The following is a 16,694-nucleotide window of genomic DNA, read 5'->3' as shown; positions in this document are numbered from 1 at the left end:
CTACGTTGATAGGCCGGATAAGGCATGATGTTACTTGTTCAGTTCAGCCAGACTCAGCCAGGTCTGTACGACAGTGTCCGGGTTCAGCGACAGGCTGTCGATCCCCTCTTCCATCAGCCAGGCCGCGAAGTCTTCATGGTCAGATGGGCCCTGGCCGCAAATACCCACGTATTTGCCCTGTTTCTTGGCTGCACGAATCGCCATCGACAGCAGCGCTTTCACCGCGTCGTTACGCTCATCAAACAGTTCAGAAACCACACCAGAGTCACGATCCAGACCCAGCGCCAGCTGCGTCATGTCGTTTGATCCGATGGAGAAGCCGTCGAAGTACTCAAGGAACTGCTCGGCCAGCAAGGCGTTAGACGGGATCTCACACATCATGATGATCTTCAGTCCATTCTCACCGCGTTTCAGCCCCTGGCGTGCCAGCTCTTCCACCACCGCTTTCGCCTGGGCAACGGTACGTACAAACGGTACCATCACTTCAACGTTAGTCAGGCCCATGTCGTTACGGACACGTTTTACTGCGTCGCATTCCAGCGCGAAGCAGTCGCGGAAGCTATCGGCAACATAACGGCCCGCCCCACGGAAGCCCAGCATCGGGTTCTCTTCATGCGGTTCATAACGCTCCCCGCCGACCAGGTTGGCATATTCGTTGGACTTAAAGTCAGACATACGCACGATGACGCGTTTCGGATAAAACGCCGCACCCAGCGTCGCGATCCCTTCCGTCAGACGACCAACGTAGAATTCACGCGGGGAATCGAAACCTTTCATCATGGCGCGAATTTCATTTTGCAGCTCAGGCGTCTGGTCATCAAACTCCAGCAGCGCACGCGGGTGTACGCCAATCATGCGGTTGATGATAAATTCCAGACGCGCCAGACCGACGCCTTCGTTTGGCAGACAAGCGAAATCGAAAGCCCGATCCGGGTTACCGACGTTCATCATCACCTTCAACGGCAGATCTGGCATGGTCTCCACGCTGGAACTCTTCACGCTAAAGTCGAGCATGTCAGCGTAAACATAACCGGTGTCGCCTTCGGCACAGGAGACAGTTACCTTCTCACCATCTTTCATGCGCTCAGTCGCATCGCCACAGCCCACCACGGCTGGGATCCCCAGTTCACGGGCAATGATTGCCGCGTGACAGGTACGACCGCCACGGTTAGTGACAATTGCTGCCGCTTTCTTCATGATCGGTTCCCAGTCCGGGTCGGTCATGTCGGTAACCAGTACGTCGCCAGGTTCGATACGGTTCATTTCGCTGATGTCATGAATGACTTTGACCGGGCCCGCGCCAATGCGGTGACCGATGGCGCGACCTTCAGCAATAATTTTACCCTGCGCATGCAGCGTATAACGCTCCATCACCTGACCGCGGGAACGCACGGTTTCCGGACGCGCCTGAACGATGAACAGCTTGCCGGTATGACCGTCTTTCGCCCATTCGATGTCCATCGGACGACCGTAGTGCTTCTCGATTTGTACCGCCTGCTTGGCCAGTTCCTGCACTTCTTCGTTAGTCAGGGAGAAAATGTCGCGTTGTTCCTGCGGAACATCTTCAATGGTCACCTGCTTACCGTGTTCCTGGGTCGGTGCGTAGATCATGCGGATTTTTTTCGAACCCATTGTGCGACGGACGATCGCCGGACGGTTAGCCGCCAGGGTCGGTTTGTGCACGTAGAATTCATCCGGGTTAACGGCACCTTGCACGACCATTTCGCCCAGGCCCCATGCGGACGTGATAAAGACGACCTGGTCGAAACCGGATTCGGTATCGATGGAGAACATTACGCCTGAGGATGCGAGGTCAGAACGCACCATCCGCTGAACACCAGCAGAAAGCGCGACGCCACGGTGGTCATAGCCCTGATGAACACGATAAGAGATCGCGCGGTCGTTAAACAGCGAGGCAAATACGTGTTTGATGGCAACCAGTACGGCATCAAATCCCTGGACGTTGAGGAAAGTTTCCTGCTGACCGGCAAATGACGCATCTGGCATATCTTCTGCGGTAGCGGAAGAACGCACGGCAAAAGAGGCATTGGCATCGTCCGCTGACAGCTGCGCGTAGGCATCGCGGACGGCATTTTCCAGTTCGGGCTGGAAAGGAGTGTCGATAATCCACTGGCGGATCTGTGCCCCGGCTTTCGCAAGCTCAGTGACATCGTCGATATCCGTTTTATCCAGCAGCTCATAAATGCGCTGGTTTACACCGCTCTGGTCCAGAAACTGGTTAAACGCATCGGCGGTCGTTGCAAAACCATTCGGTACGGAAACACCCATACCTGAAAGGTTAGTAATCATTTCACCCAGGGAGGCATTTTTGCCTCCAACTCTGTCTACATCATTCATGCCGAGTTGGTTATACCAAAGCACCAGCGGTGACGAGCCATTGTTGGACATCGAACAATCCTTATATATGAACGAGGTTAGGAAACTCAATTTTGCGTAATTATCTTGGCATATTTACTCCGGCGAAAAAAACGGTGAATCGTTCAAGCAACTTTATTTTTTATTTTTTCAGATTGTTTCCGCATTTGCGCAAACCCGCGAGCCACACGGGATCACCACAAAAACGATCGGTATAAACATTTGTTCCGAAAAATGAAATGTACTTTTCATTAAATATAAAAATAGCGTTTCATTTTATAAAATAGATGCGGCAATATTCGCTTCTGGCGAATTTTAATTTATGCTTTCAGAGAATTATATCTGCCCCAGGATGAGCAAAATGGATAATGCTGTTGATCGTCACGTATTTTATATTTCTGATGGTACGGCCATCACCGCCGAGGTATTGGGTCACGCGGTGATGTCGCAATTTCCGGTCACGATCAGCAGCATTACGCTGCCGTTTGTGGAAAATGAGAGCCGTGCGCGTGCGGTTAAAGACCAGATTGACGCGATCTATCAACAAACTGGCGTGCGCCCTTTGGTGTTTTACTCCATCGTCCTGCCGGAAATTCGCTCGATCATTCTGCAAAGCGAGGGATTTTGTCAGGATATTGTGCAGGCGCTGGTTGCCCCACTACAACACGAGATGAAGCTCGACCCTACGCCAATCGCCCATCGCACACACGGTCTGAATCCCGGTAATCTCAACAAGTACGACGCGCGTATTGCCGCCATTGATTACACCCTCGCCCACGACGACGGTATTTCGTTGCGCAACCTCGATCAGGCACAGGTGATCCTGCTCGGCGTTTCCCGTTGCGGTAAAACCCCGACCAGTCTTTATCTGGCCATGCAGTTTGGTATTCGCGCCGCCAACTACCCCTTTATTGCCGATGATATGGATAATCTGGTGCTGCCGGCATCCCTTAAACCGTTGCAGCATAAATTATTCGGCCTGACCATCGACCCTGAACGCCTGGCAGCCATCCGCGAAGAGCGTCGGGAGAACAGCCGTTACGCCTCAATGCGCCAGTGCCGAATGGAGGTTGCTGAGGTAGAAGCGCTATACCGGAAAAACCAGATCCCCTGGTTGAACAGTACCAATTATTCGGTAGAAGAGATTGCTACCAAGATCCTCGATATCATGGGACTGAATCGCCGTATGTACTAGAATGCTAGTGCATTGGTTCGATTTTTTGTTATTATGCTCGCCACCAGGCAGGATGAGTGTGATATTGTGATGTACATCACTTCCCGGTAGTCCTGCCGTTGAAGCAACAAATTTCTGAGACAAGTAATGAACAGAACCGATGAACTCCGTACTGCGCGTATTGACAACCTGGTCACTCCAGCAGAGCTTGCGCAACGGCATCCTGTTTCGTCCTCCGTCGCCCGTCATGTTACGGACTCCCGACGTCGGATAGAAAAAATTTTAAATGGTGAAGACCCCCGTTTACTGGTGATCGTAGGTCCCTGCTCGATTCACGATCTTGATGCCGCGATGGAATACGCGACACGTTTACAGGCGCTGCGCACTAAGCACCAGGCGCGTCTGGAAATCGTAATGCGTACCTATTTTGAAAAACCACGCACTGTCGTGGGCTGGAAAGGCCTGATTTCCGACCCAGATTTGAACGGCAGTTATCGTGTAAACCACGGTATTGAACTGGCGCGAAAACTGCTGTTGCAGGTCAACGAACTGGGCGTCCCCACGGCGACTGAATTCCTCGACATGGTGACCGGCCAGTTTATTGCCGATTTAATCAGTTGGGGAGCTATTGGCGCGCGCACCACCGAAAGTCAGATCCATCGTGAAATGGCCTCCGCGCTCTCCTGCCCGGTCGGCTTTAAAAACGGAACGGATGGCAACACGCGCATCGCCGTCGATGCAATTCGCGCCTCTCGCGCCAGTCACATGTTCCTCTCGCCGGATAAAACCGGTCAGATGACCATTTATCAGACCAGCGGTAACCCTTACGGGCATATCATCATGCGTGGCGGTAAAAAGCCGAATTATTATGCTGAAGATATTGCTGCCGCCTGCGATACCCTACACGAGTTTTCCCTGCCTGAGCATTTGGTGGTCGATTTTAGCCACGGCAATTGCCAGAAGCAGCATCGCCGTCAGTTAGACGTTTGTGATGACGTGTGCCAGCAAATTCGTAACGGCTCGACGGCAATTGCCGGGATCATGGCGGAGAGTTTCTTGCGTGAAGGTACGCAAAAAATCGTTAGCGGCCAGCCGCTGGTTTACGGTCAGTCCATTACCGACCCGTGCCTGAACTGGGAAGATACTGAACTGTTGGTTGAAAAACTCGCCTCTGCGGTTGATAGCCGTTTTTAATGCTGTTCGCCGGGCAATATCACTTTGCCCGGTGCTAATCCTTTGTTTTTCCCCGATTGTTGTGCAAAAAACGTTCTCGTCACAATTATTTCACAAAAACGCTTGCCGCAAATTTGTAGTTTGATGATAATGATTATCATTGTTACATTGATTGTTATTTTTAAACACTATGTCACGTATGGATAACACAACGGCAACGCCTGCAAAAGACACAACACCGCCTTCCGTCGCGCCAAACGAGCGACGAATTGACAGTAAAACCCTGTTGGGGAAAGAAGGACGCGTGATCATAGAACATGATGGTCAGCACTACCTGCTGCGCCAGACACAAGCCGGAAAACTCATTCTGACTAAATAAACAACACATTTCGCCAGCCACCCAGGTCATACCCAGGCAGCCAGCGCTTTTCGATTTCCTAATGGAGAGTTGCTATGCCTTACCTGCACACTGCATCCCTGCGCCCATCGCTGTTGGCGCTGGCGATTGTCAGTAACCTGCCCGCCGTCGCCTATGCGGCGGTAGAAGATATGACCGTCACCGCCACCGGCAATGCTCGTAGCGCCTTTGAAGCGCCGATGATGGTCAGCGTCATTGACGCCACCGCCCCAGAAAACCAAACCGCCAGCTCAGCTGCCGACCTGTTGCGTAAGGTTCCGGGCCTAACCCTTGACGGTACGGGCCGCACCAACGGCCAGGACGTGAATCTGCGCGGCTACGATCGACGCGGTGTTCTGGTACTGGTTGACGGCGTTCGCCAGGGAACCGACACCGGACACCTGAACAGTACTTTCCTAGACCCGGCGCTCATCAAACGCATTGAAGTCGTGCGTGGCCCTTCCGCACTGCTGTACGGTAGCGGCGCGCTAGGCGGCGTGATCGCCTATGACACTGCAGATGCCAAAGATCTACTGGAAGTCGGGCAAAACAGCGGTTATCGCGTGTTCGGTACCGCGGCAACTGGCGATCACAGCCTTGGCATGGGCGCCAGCACGTATGGCCGTACCGATACGCTGGACGGACTACTTGCCTGGTCCAGCCGCGATCGCGGTGATTTACGCCAGAGTGACGGTACTACTGCGCCGAATGACGAAGCAATTAACAATATGCTGGCGAAAGGTAGCTGGAAAATTGACAGCGCCCAGACGCTGGCCGGTTCGCTGCGTTACTACAACAATGACGCCCGGGAACCTAAAAACCCGCAAACCAGCACGGCGGATGCCAGCAACCCGATGACCAACCGTTCAACCATCCAGCGCGATGCACAGCTGACCTACTCGCTCGCTCCAGAAGACAATGACTGGCTGAACGCTGACGCCCGTATCTACTGGTCCGAAGCGCGCATTAATGCTCAGAACGCAGATAACACCAGCGAATTTCGTAAGCAAACCACCAAAGGTGGGAAGATCGACAACCGCAGCCGCCTGTTTACCGACTCTTTTGCGTCTCACCTGCTGACCTACGGCGGTGAATACTATCGCCAGGAGCAACAACCGGGTGGTTCAACCACCGGTTTCCCGGAGGCAAAGATCGATTTCAGCTCCGGCTGGCTACAGGATGAAATCACCCTGCGCGACCTGCCGGTTACGCTGCTGGGCGGTACCCGTTATGACTCTTATCGCGGCAGCAGTGACGGCTATGAAGATGTCGATGCCGATAAATGGTCGTCCCGCGCCGGGCTCACCGTTGCGCCAGCCGACTGGCTGATGCTGTTCGGTTCCTACGCTCAGGCTTTCCGTGCCCCGACTATGGGCGAAATGTATAACGATGCGAAACACTTCTCGATTGGTCGTTTTTACACCAACTACTGGGTACCTAACCCTAACCTGCGCCCGGAAACCAACGAAACGCAGGAATACGGATTTGGCCTGCGCTTTGACGATCTGCTGATGGCGAGCGATGCGCTCGAATTTAAAGCCAGCTATTTCGACACCAAAGCGAAAGATTACATCTCCACCAGCGTCGACTTCGCCGCTGCGACAACCATGTCCTATAACGTACCCAACGCCAAAATCTGGGGCTGGGACGTGATGGCGAAATATTCCACCGACCTGTTCAGCCTCGACATGGCCTATAACCGCACTCGCGGAAAAGATACTGACACCGGTGAATACATTTCCAGCATTAACCCGGATACCGTCACCAGCAAACTGAATGTGCCGGTTGCGCACAGCGGTTTCTCCGTAGGCTGGATTGGGACATTTGCTGACCGTTCAACACATATCAGCAACAGCTACACTAAACAGCCCGGCTATGCGGTAAATGATTTCTACGTGAGCTATCAGGGTCAACAAGCGCTGAAAGGCATGACCACCACGCTGGTACTGGGCAACGCATTCGACAAAGAGTACTGGTCGCCGCAAGGCATTCCGCAGGATGGTCGTAATGGCAAAATTTTCGTGAGTTATCAGTGGTAATCACTTTTCCCCGGTTCGCCGGGGCAGCAATCTGGAAGGAAGAGACAATGAATCATTACACACGCTGGCTGGAACTGAAGAAAGAAAATCCTGGCAAATACGCACGTGATATTGCGGGGTTGATGAATATTAGTGAAGCCGAACTGACCTTTGCTCGCGTCGGTCATGACGCCTGGCGCTTACGTGGCGAAGTGCGCGAAATCCTCGGCGCACTGGAAGCGGTTGGCGAAACCAAATGTATTTGCCGCAACGAATATGCGGTACATGAGCAGGTTGGTACGTTTACCAATCAGCACCTGAACGGTCATGCCGGCCTGGTACTCAATCCGCGCACCCTCGACCTGCGTCTGTTCCTGAATCAGTGGGCCAGCACCTTTCATATCAGCGAAACAACCGCCCATGGTGAGCGCCAGAGCATTCAGTTCTTTGACCATCAGGGAGATGCGCTGCTGAAGGTCTATACCACGCCAAATACCCTCGTTGAGGAATGGGCAGCGTTGCTGACCCGTTTCATCTTTGCAGAAAACCCGCCGCTGGTGCTGCAACCTGCCAACAATTCTGCGCCTGCCGTCGTCACGGTCGACGCACAGACCGTTGATCAAGAGTGGCGAGCAATGACCGATGTCCACCAGTTCTTCGGTTTGCTGAAACGCCACGATCTCACTCGCCAACAGGCGTTTAATCTGGTTGGCGACGATCTGGCCTGTAAGGTTTCTAATAGCGCACTGGCGCAGTTACTCGACACCGCGCGTCAGGATGGCAACGAAATTATGGTTTTTGTGGGTAATCGCGGCTGCGTACAGATTTTTACCGGCGTGATTGAAAAACTGGTACCGATGAAAGGCTGGCTGAACATCTTCAACCCAACCTTTACCCTGCATCTGCTGGAAGAAAGCGTGGCCGAAACGTGGGTGACGCGCAAACCGACCGCCGATGGTCACGTCACCAGTCTGGAACTGTTTGCTGCCGACGGTACGCAAATCGCACAACTGTATGGTCAACGTACGGAAGGCGAGCCGGAGCAGACGCAATGGCGCGCACAGATTGACGCTCTGACGCCGAAAGGACTGGCTGCATGAAAAAACTGCTGACCCTGATCGCGCTGCTGCCCCTCGCGGCGCTGGCTGCGTCCGAGGAACGGGTTGTTGCCCTCGGTGGCGATGTCACCGAGATCGTATACGCACTGGGAGCACAACCCTCCCTTGTGGCGAGAGACAGCACCAGCCAGTGGCCTGCTGCGGCAACCGAGTTACCTGATGTTGGTTATTTGCGCCAGCTCAACGCCGAAGGGATCCTGGCTACCCGCCCTACGCTGGTCCTTGCCAGCGCGCAGGCACAGCCCTCTTTGGCGCTAAAACAGCTTGAGCAGAGCAACATCAGGGTTGTCACGATCCCAGCAAGCAACGATCTTAACGCGATTGATGAAAAAGTTCGGGTTATCGCTGAGGCTACTCATCGGGAGGCCGACGGCGAAACGCTGCGCGCAACGTTACGTCAGGAACTGGCGACGCTCCCGTCGTCTGAACTTAATAAACGTGTGCTGTTTATTCTCAATCATGGCGGGATGACCGCGATGGCGGCGGGCCAGCAAACCGGAGCCGATGCAGCGATTCGTGCCGCAGGATTACGCAACGCGATGCAGGGCGTTAATCGCTATCAACCGCTGTCACAAGAAGGCGTCATTGCCAGCCAGCCCGATCTGGTAGTGATTTCACAAGAAGGCGTTAAGGCAATGGGTGGCGAAGCAAACCTGTGGGCGCTACCAGGACTTGCGCAAACACCTGCCGGAAGGAATAAACAGGTATTGCAGGTTGACGATATGGCGCTGTTGGGGTTTAGCGTTCGCACGCCACAGGCGATTTTGCAGCTTCGTGCTAAAGCGGAGCAATTGCCCTGATGTCCCGGCGAATCACCTGTTCGTTGTGGATGTTGGCATTGATGCTGGTTGTAATGACGGTTCTGGCTACCGGTTTTGGCGCGTTGCGCCTGCCGGTAAGTCTGCTCTGGCGTGATGGCGATGAGGCACTGCGTCAAATCTGGCTCACGATTCGTCTTCCCCGCGTCCTGCTGGCGCTGGTGATCGGCGGCTCTTTGGCGCTCGCTGGCTGCGTGATGCAGGGGCTGTTTCGCAATCCGCTTGCCGACCCTGGATTATTGGGAATAAGCAGCGGCGCCGCCTGCGCTGTGGCCCTGTGGGTGGTGCTGCCTGTCTCTTTGCCCGCGCTGTTGATGTTGTATGCTCCAATGCTGGCCGCTTTTTTCGGCGCGCTGGCGGCAACCGTAGTGATTTTTATCCTCAGCCAACAGCGCGACGGTTCACTCTCACGCCTGCTGCTGGTCGGCATTGCCATCAACGCGCTCTGCGGGGCGGCGGTTGGCGTTTTGTCGTGGGTCAGTAATGATGCGCAACTGCGCCAGCTGTCGCTATGGGGAATGGGAAGTCTGGGGGCCGCGCAGTGGTCCACACTGTTGGCTGTCACTTCACTGACAATCCCGACAGTGCTGATCATCTGGCGACTTGCTCCGGCGCTGAATCTTCTGCAACTGGGTGAGGAAGAGGCGCATTATCTCGGCGTTGATGTACGTACAATCCAGCGTATTTTGCTGCTTTGTAGCGCATTACTGGTTGCCTCAGCCGTGGCGGTAAGCGGCGTGATTGGCTTTATCGGGTTGGTCATCCCACATTTAATACGTATGTGGCTCGGCTCAGACCATCGGGCCGTTATTCCGGGTTCCGTGCTGGCGGGCGCGTTTTTATTGCTGATTGCCGACACACTGGCCCGTACGGCAGTTGCACCTGCGGAGATGCCGGTCGGTCTGTTGACCAGTCTTCTCGGTGCGCCGTGGTTTTTATGGCTTATTTTTCGTCAGCGAGGACCGCATGGCTGAACATTTCATCGCTGAAGAGCTTCACTATCGCGTAGCTGACAGAGCGGTAATTGACAATGTATCACTCGCCCTCGCAAAAGGTGAACTGGTGGCACTTATCGGCCCAAACGGTGCGGGAAAATCCACCCTGCTGCGCCTGCTGACCGGTTTTCTCAAACCAGCAACCGGGCGCTGCGTGCTGGCAGGCAAACCGCTCGAGGAGTGGCCTACCCAAACGCTGTCGCGGCATCGGGCGGTCATGCGTCAGCAAACGCAACTGGGATTTGACTGGCCAGTAGAGGCCGTGATCGCGATGGGTCGCGCGCCCTGGACCCAACGACCGGAACCTGAGCTTATTGCGCAGGTAATGGCGATGACCGGATGTACGCCACTGACAGGCCGGCAATACGCCGCGCTTTCCGGCGGCGAGCAACAGAGAGTGCAGTTAGCCCGTGCGCTGGCGCAACTCTGGTGCGACGGCGCACCTCGCGGTTGGTTATTCCTTGATGAACCAACCTCCGCATTGGATCTTTACCACCAGCAGCATCTGTTGCGCATGCTAAAAACGCTAACCGCTTCAGGAGAGCTGCATGTGTGCATTGTGCTTCACGATCTGAACCTCGCCGCACTGTGGGCAGACAGAATAGTGCTGCTGCACAACGGCAGGCTGGTATCGCAGGGAACACCTGAAACTGTGTTACAGGCCGATGATCTGCAGCGCTGGTACGGTGCTCAGGTACACGTTGGCCGACATCCGGCCAACGCCTCCCCGCAGGTATTTCTGGCCCCTTAGCTTGAACAACTCACTTCCAGCCGTTTGCCCCAGTCAGGTGGACGGCTAACATAGTCATCATCACGATCGGCAAATGGGGTACGCAACGCCTGGTGCAACCGATGCAGCTCGGCGTAATCCCCCTGCTCTGCCTGGCTAATCGCCCGTTGCGCCAGCCAGTTACGTAATACCATCGCCGGATTTGCCGCCTTCATCTGTGTTTGTCTGACAGCATCGGCAATATTGTCTTGCTGAAGGCGCGAGCGATACCGCGTGAACCAGTCGTCAAACGCTGCGCGGTCAATAAACTCATCGCGCAACGGAGATTGCGCACTGCGCTGCTCCGTCTCGCTGAGCATGCGAAACGTTCGCGTATAGTCGCTTCTTTCCCGCGCCATCAGACTAAACAGTTCGCTAAGCAGTTCGTTGTCGTCTTTCTGCTCGCTAAAGAAGCCGAGCTTTTGCCGCATCCGCTGACCGTAGCGAGTTAACAGCGCCAGCTGGTAACTGTCCAGCGCATCATTGAGCGCCTCGACCGGGATAAATGGCGACAGGGTTTGCGCCAGACGTTGCAGGTTCCACAACGCGGCGGCCGGTTGATTATCGAAACTGTATCGCCCCTGGTTGTCAGAGTGGTTGCAGATATAATCGGGCACGTAATCATCAAGAAAACCGAATGGACCGTAATCCATCGTCAGACCCAGAATCGACATGTTGTCCGTGTTCATAACACCATGCGCAAATCCTACCGCCTGCCAGTCAGCGATTAACGTCGCTGTACGCGTGACAACATCGTTAAACCACAGCTGATACTTATCGGCTTCTTCCTCCCATTGCGGCCAGTAATGGCGAATCGCAAAGTCAGCCAACTGGCGCACTTTTTCCGGCTCCCGGCGATAGTAAAAATGCTCAAAATGACCAAACCGCATATGGCTTTGCGCCACGCGAATGAGCATCGCCCCCGCTTCGACCGTTTCGCGATAAACCGGTGTGTCGCTGGTGACAATCGACAATGCCCGCGTGGTCGGTATTCCCAGGAAGTGCATCGCTTCACTGGCCAGGCTTTCGCGAATGGTCGAGCGCAGCACGGCGCGCCCATCACCCATGCGGGAATACGGCGTGAGTCCGGCACCTTTCAGATGCCAGTCAAACGTTGCACCATCCGCGAGCTGTTGTTCGCCCAGCAGGATCCCACGTCCGTCGCCAAGCTGACCAGCCCAGACGCCGAACTGATGCCCGCTATAAACCTGGGCTAAAGGCGACATCCCGGGAAGCAACGATTCACCTCCCCAAACACCTGCACCAATCGGAATATCAAATAGCGCCGCAGGAATAGCTAATTGCTCCGCCAGCGCATCGTTATGCCAGATAAGGCGCGCGTTTTTCAGAGGGGTGGGTGAAAGCGCGGTATAGGTTGCTGGTAGTTCATCACGCCAGCGAGTGGTAAAAGACAGGGTCATAGGGCCTCCTGCCTCTAGTGTAGACTGTTAAAAGCCTGTTAAACACCAGCAAATAAAAGGGTTATATTTTAGCGAGCGAAATTATCTGCGCAGGAGGCACCGCAGGCCACAATCCTCCCTGCATGGCACTGAATCCCACAGGCAAGACGCGCTCCAGCATCTCTTGTGTATCAATTCCGCTAATGATTATTGACTCACAGCTGGGCGATAGTTGCGCCAGAATAGCCCGCATAAACGGTTCAAACGAAATATGTGCAATTCTTTGTTGAACAAAGTTTTTATCCAGCACGACGCGTTTGAACAGGCCGTCAAAAATTGCCCTTGTTGATATACCGCCAGAACCATAGTTTGTCAGGACTAATGGAAATCGCGCAGCAAGTTCGGCCAATGTTGGATTATCTTTACCTTTGTTTAACTCCGGATAGCTTTCATTAATAGTCAGCTCCAGAAATGAAAATCGTTCAACTTGTGAAGCAAATTTAGCATCTGATAATAAAGTATTAGCAATTGCCGGCGTTAAATTAATCCAGGCGGAAACTTTCCGTTGAATAAAAAAGAGTTGGCACGTTTCGATTAATTCAAGCTTTTCGGTAAATAAGCGACATTGCTCATCGTCCGACATCCGAGGTAGGACCAAGTCGGTGGGTATACGCACATCCCCATGCGCACTGACGAAATTGGTGATGATATCGACGAACTCAAGATCGCCTTTTTCGCTTCTCGCAGGAAGAAAAGAGAACTCAGAATAGTAAAGATTATCCAGTGAAACAATCATCGAGCCAGCCCCGCTGCATGGGTGTTATCCGGCATCCTGTAGCAAAGGATGGAGAAATACGTTACTGCTGATGCAAGTAGAGGCCCTTTCATTTTTCCCTTTTTAGCCGGTAAATCGAATCCTTTTTTTTAGCTTATCCTGATTATAAGCGAATATCCAGCTTTGCACTTTTTAATATCTCGGAATAAATCATATTTTTAGCAAGATACGCTCTTAATGTTCAGGGGTATTGTCTAACTAAAGGCAGAAATAAAAGTTAACTTTCAAACGGTGATGTTGAGGCTGCGCACTCGATGGCAGCCTCGGAGTTGTGGGGGGATTAAATACGTCGCGCCTGCCAAAAGTTTTTACGCCAGTAAACGTTATCCAGAGACGAACGCATCACGCCACGGCTGGTTGAGGCATGAATAAATTGATTATTGGTATCGTAAATACCGACATGCAGACCGCTTTCCCCAGACCCGGTTTTAAAGAAAACCAGATCGCCGGGCAGCAAATCGTCTTTATCAATTTCGGTACCAATCTTTGATTGTGTGCGCGTATCGCGCGGGAGTTGCAGATCGAATTTATCGCGCATCGTCATCAAAACAAATCCAGAACAATCCACCCCGCTACGGCTCATACCGCCATAACGATAGGGTGTGCCATGCCAGGTTTGTAGCTGATCATTAAGACCGGCGATAACGGCGATAGAATCCGACAAGCGGGCATTTGGCGCAGGCGCACGATGGCTGCTGCAGCCCGCCAAAAACAATGCTGTGATTAAAAGGAGCCAAAAGCGCATTCAGTACGAATCCTCTGAATTTTATTTTTATGCTAATTTAGCGTGGAAATTATATGATTTTCAAGAACCCATTTAACTTAAGTGGTTGATATGAGCATTCTGTGCCCTTCAATATCCAAACGTCGGAAGTTGACGCCATAGGCCGCAGACAGATTGGCCGGCGTCAGTACCGCATCTCGTGAACCACTGGCAAGTAGTTTCCCGCGTTTGAGTAGCCAGGCTTTATGCGCATGGCGTAAGGTGTGATTAAGGTCGTGGCTACTCATCACAATCGCTATGCCCTGCAAACACAGCTGACTCAACAATCGATCCAGTGCGTTTTGTTGCGCGACGTCCAGACTGTTCATCGGCTCATCCAGCAGTAAAAGCTGAGCTAATGGATTCGCTTGTGGGCAAATCTGCAGAATAACCGCAGCCAGGCGCACACGCTGCCACTCACCGCCGGAGAGTTGGTTCACGCCGCGCCCCAGTTTATCTCCCAGGCCGAGTACATCAGCGACCTCCTGTAACAGATCGGTACGTGCTTTGTCAGGTTGATGCAGCGTCAGAAAATGCCAGACCGGCATCGCAAACGGCGGATTTTGCTGTTGCGCAAGATAGGCGCGATATTGTGCCAGCCTGGCGGCCGGCCAATCCTCCAACGGCATATCACCAAAAATGATGCTGCCCTCGCCGTTCGTCAGACCCGCCATGCGCGCCAACAGCGTACTCTTTCCGGCACCGTTTGGTCCTACTAAATGTAGGATCTCTCCTGCTTTTATCTCACCAGAAAGCGGGCCGAGACGGGTCGATTCCGCGACATCCTGTAGCTGCATCAATCGAGACATTAGTTTGCCAGCGCCTGCTTGATGGTTTGCACCAGGATGGGATCCTCAGGCGTCATATCCGGTGAGAAACGTTGCAGCACTTTTCCATCGCGACCCACTAAAAACTTCTCGAAATTCCACAGAATATCGTCCGGGTAGAGCGGCGCACGACCTTTGCTCGCCATACGCTCATAGAACCCACTGTCCGCAGGCGCAACGGCCGTTGGCGCGGCATCAATCAGCTTCTGATACAGCGGATGGCGTCCCTCGCCATTGACGTCAATTTTGCTGAACATCGGGAAAGTTACGCCCCATGTGGTACTGCAATACGTTTTTATTTCCTCTTCGCTGCCCGGCTCCTGGCCCAGAAACTGATTGCAAGGGAAACCAAGAACGCTGAAGCCCTGTTGGTGCCAGGCTTTCTGCAGCTTCTCCAGTTGCTCGTACTGCGGTGTCAGTCCACATTTTGAAGCAACGTTGACGATTAACAGCACATTCCCGGAATACGGCTGCAGTGAGGTAACCTCGCCGTCGATGGTCGTCACTTCTGTATCGAGGATAGTGTTTTGCATAGTATCTCCAGAACAACAGGTGGATTTTCAGTTTTTAATCATAGACCGAACCAACACGTTCTAGCGCGCGGCTTTTAACAATAGCCAGATAAATACCGGTGCGCCCATGGTGGCCGTTACCACGCCGATAGGTAACTCAGCCGAGGCCAGCACCAAACGCGCGACAACATCAGCAAACAGTAATACGATTGCGCCAGCCAACGCACAACCTGGCAGTAAAACACGGTGATCGGTGAGGCCGCACAGTCGCAAAATATGCGGGATCACAAGCCCAATAAAACCAATCGCCCCTGCCAGAGCCACGCTCACGCCGACCATCCAGCCTGTAGCGACCACCAGTAGGTTGCGCCAGAACCATAATGGCAGTCCCAACTGACGTGCAGAAGTCTCTCCTAACGCCAACATGTTCATCGGCTGCGACTGACAGCAGATCCACACCAGCACCGGAATCAACGCCACCATGAGCCAGGCCTGATGCCAGTCTACGCCACCGAAGCCCCCCATCATCCAGTACATCAGCTGTCGTAAGTCAAACGAGGTGGAGAAGTAGATAGCCCATGTCATCAGCGCGCTACAGATAATCCCCAGCGCCACTCCCGCCAGCAGCAGACGGCTGGTAGACAGATGTCGACGGGCGAAGCGTAGCAGAATAAGCGTGATAATCAGCGCCCCGGCAATGGCGCAAAGGCCCAATGCCCAGCCGGGGAGTTGCCCCTGCCCCAGCAGTACCGCTGCGATGAGCCCGACTCCCGCGCCGTTAGACACGCCTAATAATCCCGGCTCTGCGAGCGGGTTTTCAAACAGAGCTTGCATCACTGCGCCTGATAAGGCCAACGCAGCGCCTACCAGCAAAACGGCAAGGGTACGGGGAAGTCGGATTTGCCAGACGAACAGATCTCCGCGGGCGCTGAACCAGTCGCCGGGAGCGATCCATTGTTCTCCTGCGCACAAGCTTAGAATCGTTGCCAGTAGCATAAGTACTGACAGTGACAGTATCCAGCGCACGTTTCGACGCTGTTGTTGATGGGCAAAAGTCAGCATGTTTTCCATTCTGCTGAAAAGAGATGGAGGTGATTCTACGGTGCTGATTCGGTAGTGAAAAGGAAAAAGGCCGCAGAGCGGCCTTTTTAGTTATACGCGTCATCTTTTATGCCACCGGTTTGCTGGCGGCACAAAAGATTTAACATGTTGTTAAATCACTCTTCTTTCGGCGTTGCGTTTTCAACCCGGCTTTTTAACTTCTGTCCGGGTCTGAAGGTCACCACGCGCCGTGCTGTAATGGGAATATCTTCGCCCGTTTTCGGGTTACGGCCCGGACGTTGATTCTTATCACGCAGATCGAAGTTACCAAAACCAGAGAGTTTTACCTGCTCACCATTTTCCAGAGCACGACGGATCTCTTCGAAAAACAGCTCGACCAGTTCTTTGGCATCCCGCTTGCTAAGCCCAAGCTTATCAAACAGATATTCTGACATTTCAGCTTTTGTAAGCGCCATAG

The 16,694-nt window shown here is 53.5% G+C and carries 16 protein-coding genes; 8 read left to right on the top strand and 8 right to left on the bottom strand.

Annotated features, from left to right (window positions below; translation table 11 throughout):
- Window positions 1–30 precede the first annotated feature (30 nt).
- Window positions 31–2,409 carry a phosphoenolpyruvate synthase gene (gene ppsA / locus BZK41_RS14270; protein ID WP_003832604.1) on the bottom strand — a complete coding sequence of 793 codons (2,379 nt, stop codon included), beginning with the start codon at window positions 2,407–2,409 and terminating at the stop codon, window positions 31–33.
- A 328-nt stretch (window positions 2,410–2,737) separates the two neighbouring features.
- Between ppsA and ppsR the strand changes: the two genes are divergently transcribed.
- The 8 genes from ppsR (at window position 2,738) to BZK41_RS14230 (ending at window position 10,820) form a co-directional block, all read left to right on the top strand.
- Complete coding sequence (gene ppsR, locus BZK41_RS14265; RefSeq protein ID WP_043016583.1) at window positions 2,738–3,571, top strand: posphoenolpyruvate synthetase regulatory kinase/phosphorylase PpsR; 834 nt, start codon at window positions 2,738–2,740, stop codon at window positions 3,569–3,571.
- 126 nt (window positions 3,572–3,697) lie between these two features.
- A complete protein-coding gene (gene aroH / locus BZK41_RS14260; protein ID WP_003030555.1) occupies window positions 3,698–4,744 on the top strand; it encodes a 3-deoxy-7-phosphoheptulonate synthase AroH in 1,047 nt (348 codons plus the stop codon).
- A gap of 169 nt (window positions 4,745–4,913) precedes the next feature.
- Window positions 4,914–5,102: a hemin uptake protein HemP gene (hemP, locus tag BZK41_RS14255; protein WP_079938557.1), complete on the top strand. Its 189-nt coding sequence runs from the start codon at window positions 4,914–4,916 to the stop codon at window positions 5,100–5,102.
- Between the two features lie 74 nt (window positions 5,103–5,176).
- Entirely contained in the window at window positions 5,177–7,159 is a 1,983-nt protein-coding gene (locus tag BZK41_RS14250) for a TonB-dependent hemoglobin/transferrin/lactoferrin family receptor (protein ID WP_079938556.1), read from the top strand.
- Window positions 7,160–7,206: 47 nt separating this feature from the next.
- A complete protein-coding gene (chuS, locus tag BZK41_RS14245; protein ID WP_079938555.1) occupies window positions 7,207–8,238 on the top strand; it encodes a hematinate-forming heme oxygenase ChuS in 1,032 nt (343 codons plus the stop codon).
- A complete protein-coding gene (locus tag BZK41_RS14240) occupies window positions 8,235–9,056 on the top strand; it encodes a hemin ABC transporter substrate-binding protein (RefSeq protein ID WP_079938554.1) in 822 nt (273 codons plus the stop codon). The genes chuS and BZK41_RS14240 overlap by 4 nt, the downstream gene beginning before the upstream one ends.
- Window positions 9,056–10,048, top strand: a complete 993-nt coding sequence (locus BZK41_RS14235) for an iron ABC transporter permease (protein ID WP_003832595.1) — start codon at window positions 9,056–9,058, stop codon at window positions 10,046–10,048. The genes BZK41_RS14240 and BZK41_RS14235 overlap by 1 nt, the downstream gene beginning before the upstream one ends.
- Window positions 10,041–10,820 carry a heme ABC transporter ATP-binding protein gene (locus BZK41_RS14230; protein WP_079938553.1) on the top strand — a complete coding sequence of 260 codons (780 nt, stop codon included), beginning with the start codon at window positions 10,041–10,043 and terminating at the stop codon, window positions 10,818–10,820. The genes BZK41_RS14235 and BZK41_RS14230 overlap by 8 nt, the downstream gene beginning before the upstream one ends.
- Here BZK41_RS14230 and selO read toward each other — a convergent pair.
- The 7 genes from selO to ihfA form a co-directional block, all read right to left on the bottom strand.
- A complete protein-coding gene (gene selO / locus BZK41_RS14225; protein WP_079938552.1) occupies window positions 10,817–12,259 on the bottom strand; it encodes a protein adenylyltransferase SelO in 1,443 nt (480 codons plus the stop codon). The genes BZK41_RS14230 and selO overlap by 4 nt on opposite strands.
- Before the next feature lie 61 nt (window positions 12,260–12,320).
- Entirely contained in the window at window positions 12,321–13,034 is a 714-nt protein-coding gene (locus tag BZK41_RS14220; protein ID WP_079938551.1) for an EAL domain-containing protein, read from the bottom strand.
- Window positions 13,035–13,353: 319 nt separating this feature from the next.
- Entirely contained in the window at window positions 13,354–13,818 is a 465-nt protein-coding gene (locus tag BZK41_RS14215) for an NlpC/P60 family protein (RefSeq protein WP_003836644.1), read from the bottom strand.
- Window positions 13,819–13,895: 77 nt separating this feature from the next.
- Entirely contained in the window at window positions 13,896–14,645 is a 750-nt protein-coding gene (gene btuD / locus BZK41_RS14210) for a vitamin B12 ABC transporter ATP-binding protein BtuD (RefSeq protein WP_079938550.1), read from the bottom strand.
- Window positions 14,645–15,196, bottom strand: a complete 552-nt coding sequence (locus BZK41_RS14205; protein WP_079938549.1) for a glutathione peroxidase — start codon at window positions 15,194–15,196, stop codon at window positions 14,645–14,647. Before BZK41_RS14205 ends, btuD begins: the two co-directional genes overlap by 1 nt.
- Window positions 15,197–15,256: 60 nt before the next feature.
- Entirely contained in the window at window positions 15,257–16,237 is a 981-nt protein-coding gene (btuC, locus tag BZK41_RS14200) for a vitamin B12 ABC transporter permease BtuC (RefSeq protein ID WP_043016594.1), read from the bottom strand.
- Between the two features lie 155 nt (window positions 16,238–16,392).
- Window positions 16,393–16,692: an integration host factor subunit alpha gene (gene ihfA, locus BZK41_RS14195; protein ID WP_003030571.1), complete on the bottom strand. Its 300-nt coding sequence runs from the start codon at window positions 16,690–16,692 to the stop codon at window positions 16,393–16,395.
- Between the last annotated feature and the right edge of the window lie 2 nt (window positions 16,693–16,694).

The sequence above is a fragment of the Citrobacter sp. A316 genome (genome assembly GCF_002042945.1).
GTDB classification, from domain to species: Bacteria; Pseudomonadota; Gammaproteobacteria; order Enterobacterales; family Enterobacteriaceae; genus Citrobacter; species Citrobacter portucalensis.
Note: the sequence above shows the minus strand (reverse complement) of the source record. Positions and strands in the feature narration are given on the sequence as shown.

Excerpts from the sequence above, each read along its gene's own strand:
- BZK41_RS14230 (WP_079938553.1), top strand. The coding sequence starts at position 10,041 with ATGGCTGAACATTTCATCGCTGAAGAGCTTCACTATCGCGTAGCTGAC.
- btuC (WP_043016594.1), bottom strand. The coding sequence starts at position 16,237 with ATGCTGACTTTTGCCCATCAACAACAGCGTCGAAACGTGCGCTGGATA.
- ppsA (WP_003832604.1), bottom strand. The coding sequence starts at position 2,409 with ATGTCCAACAATGGCTCGTCACCGCTGGTGCTTTGGTATAACCAACTC.
- hemP (WP_079938557.1), top strand. The coding sequence starts at position 4,914 with ATGTCACGTATGGATAACACAACGGCAACGCCTGCAAAAGACACAACA.
- selO (WP_079938552.1), bottom strand. The coding sequence starts at position 12,259 with ATGACCCTGTCTTTTACCACTCGCTGGCGTGATGAACTACCAGCAACC.
- chuS (WP_079938555.1), top strand. The coding sequence starts at position 7,207 with ATGAATCATTACACACGCTGGCTGGAACTGAAGAAAGAAAATCCTGGC.
- BZK41_RS14250 (WP_079938556.1), top strand. The coding sequence starts at position 5,177 with ATGCCTTACCTGCACACTGCATCCCTGCGCCCATCGCTGTTGGCGCTG.
- BZK41_RS14240 (WP_079938554.1), top strand. The coding sequence starts at position 8,235 with ATGAAAAAACTGCTGACCCTGATCGCGCTGCTGCCCCTCGCGGCGCTG.
- aroH (WP_003030555.1), top strand. The coding sequence starts at position 3,698 with ATGAACAGAACCGATGAACTCCGTACTGCGCGTATTGACAACCTGGTC.
- BZK41_RS14220 (WP_079938551.1), bottom strand. The coding sequence starts at position 13,034 with ATGATTGTTTCACTGGATAATCTTTACTATTCTGAGTTCTCTTTTCTT.
- ihfA (WP_003030571.1), bottom strand. The coding sequence starts at position 16,692 with ATGGCGCTTACAAAAGCTGAAATGTCAGAATATCTGTTTGATAAGCTT.
- btuD (WP_079938550.1), bottom strand. The coding sequence starts at position 14,645 with ATGTCTCGATTGATGCAGCTACAGGATGTCGCGGAATCGACCCGTCTC.
- BZK41_RS14205 (WP_079938549.1), bottom strand. The coding sequence starts at position 15,196 with ATGCAAAACACTATCCTCGATACAGAAGTGACGACCATCGACGGCGAG.
- BZK41_RS14235 (WP_003832595.1), top strand. The coding sequence starts at position 9,056 with ATGTCCCGGCGAATCACCTGTTCGTTGTGGATGTTGGCATTGATGCTG.
- ppsR (WP_043016583.1), top strand. The coding sequence starts at position 2,738 with ATGGATAATGCTGTTGATCGTCACGTATTTTATATTTCTGATGGTACG.
- BZK41_RS14215 (WP_003836644.1), bottom strand. The coding sequence starts at position 13,818 with ATGCGCTTTTGGCTCCTTTTAATCACAGCATTGTTTTTGGCGGGCTGC.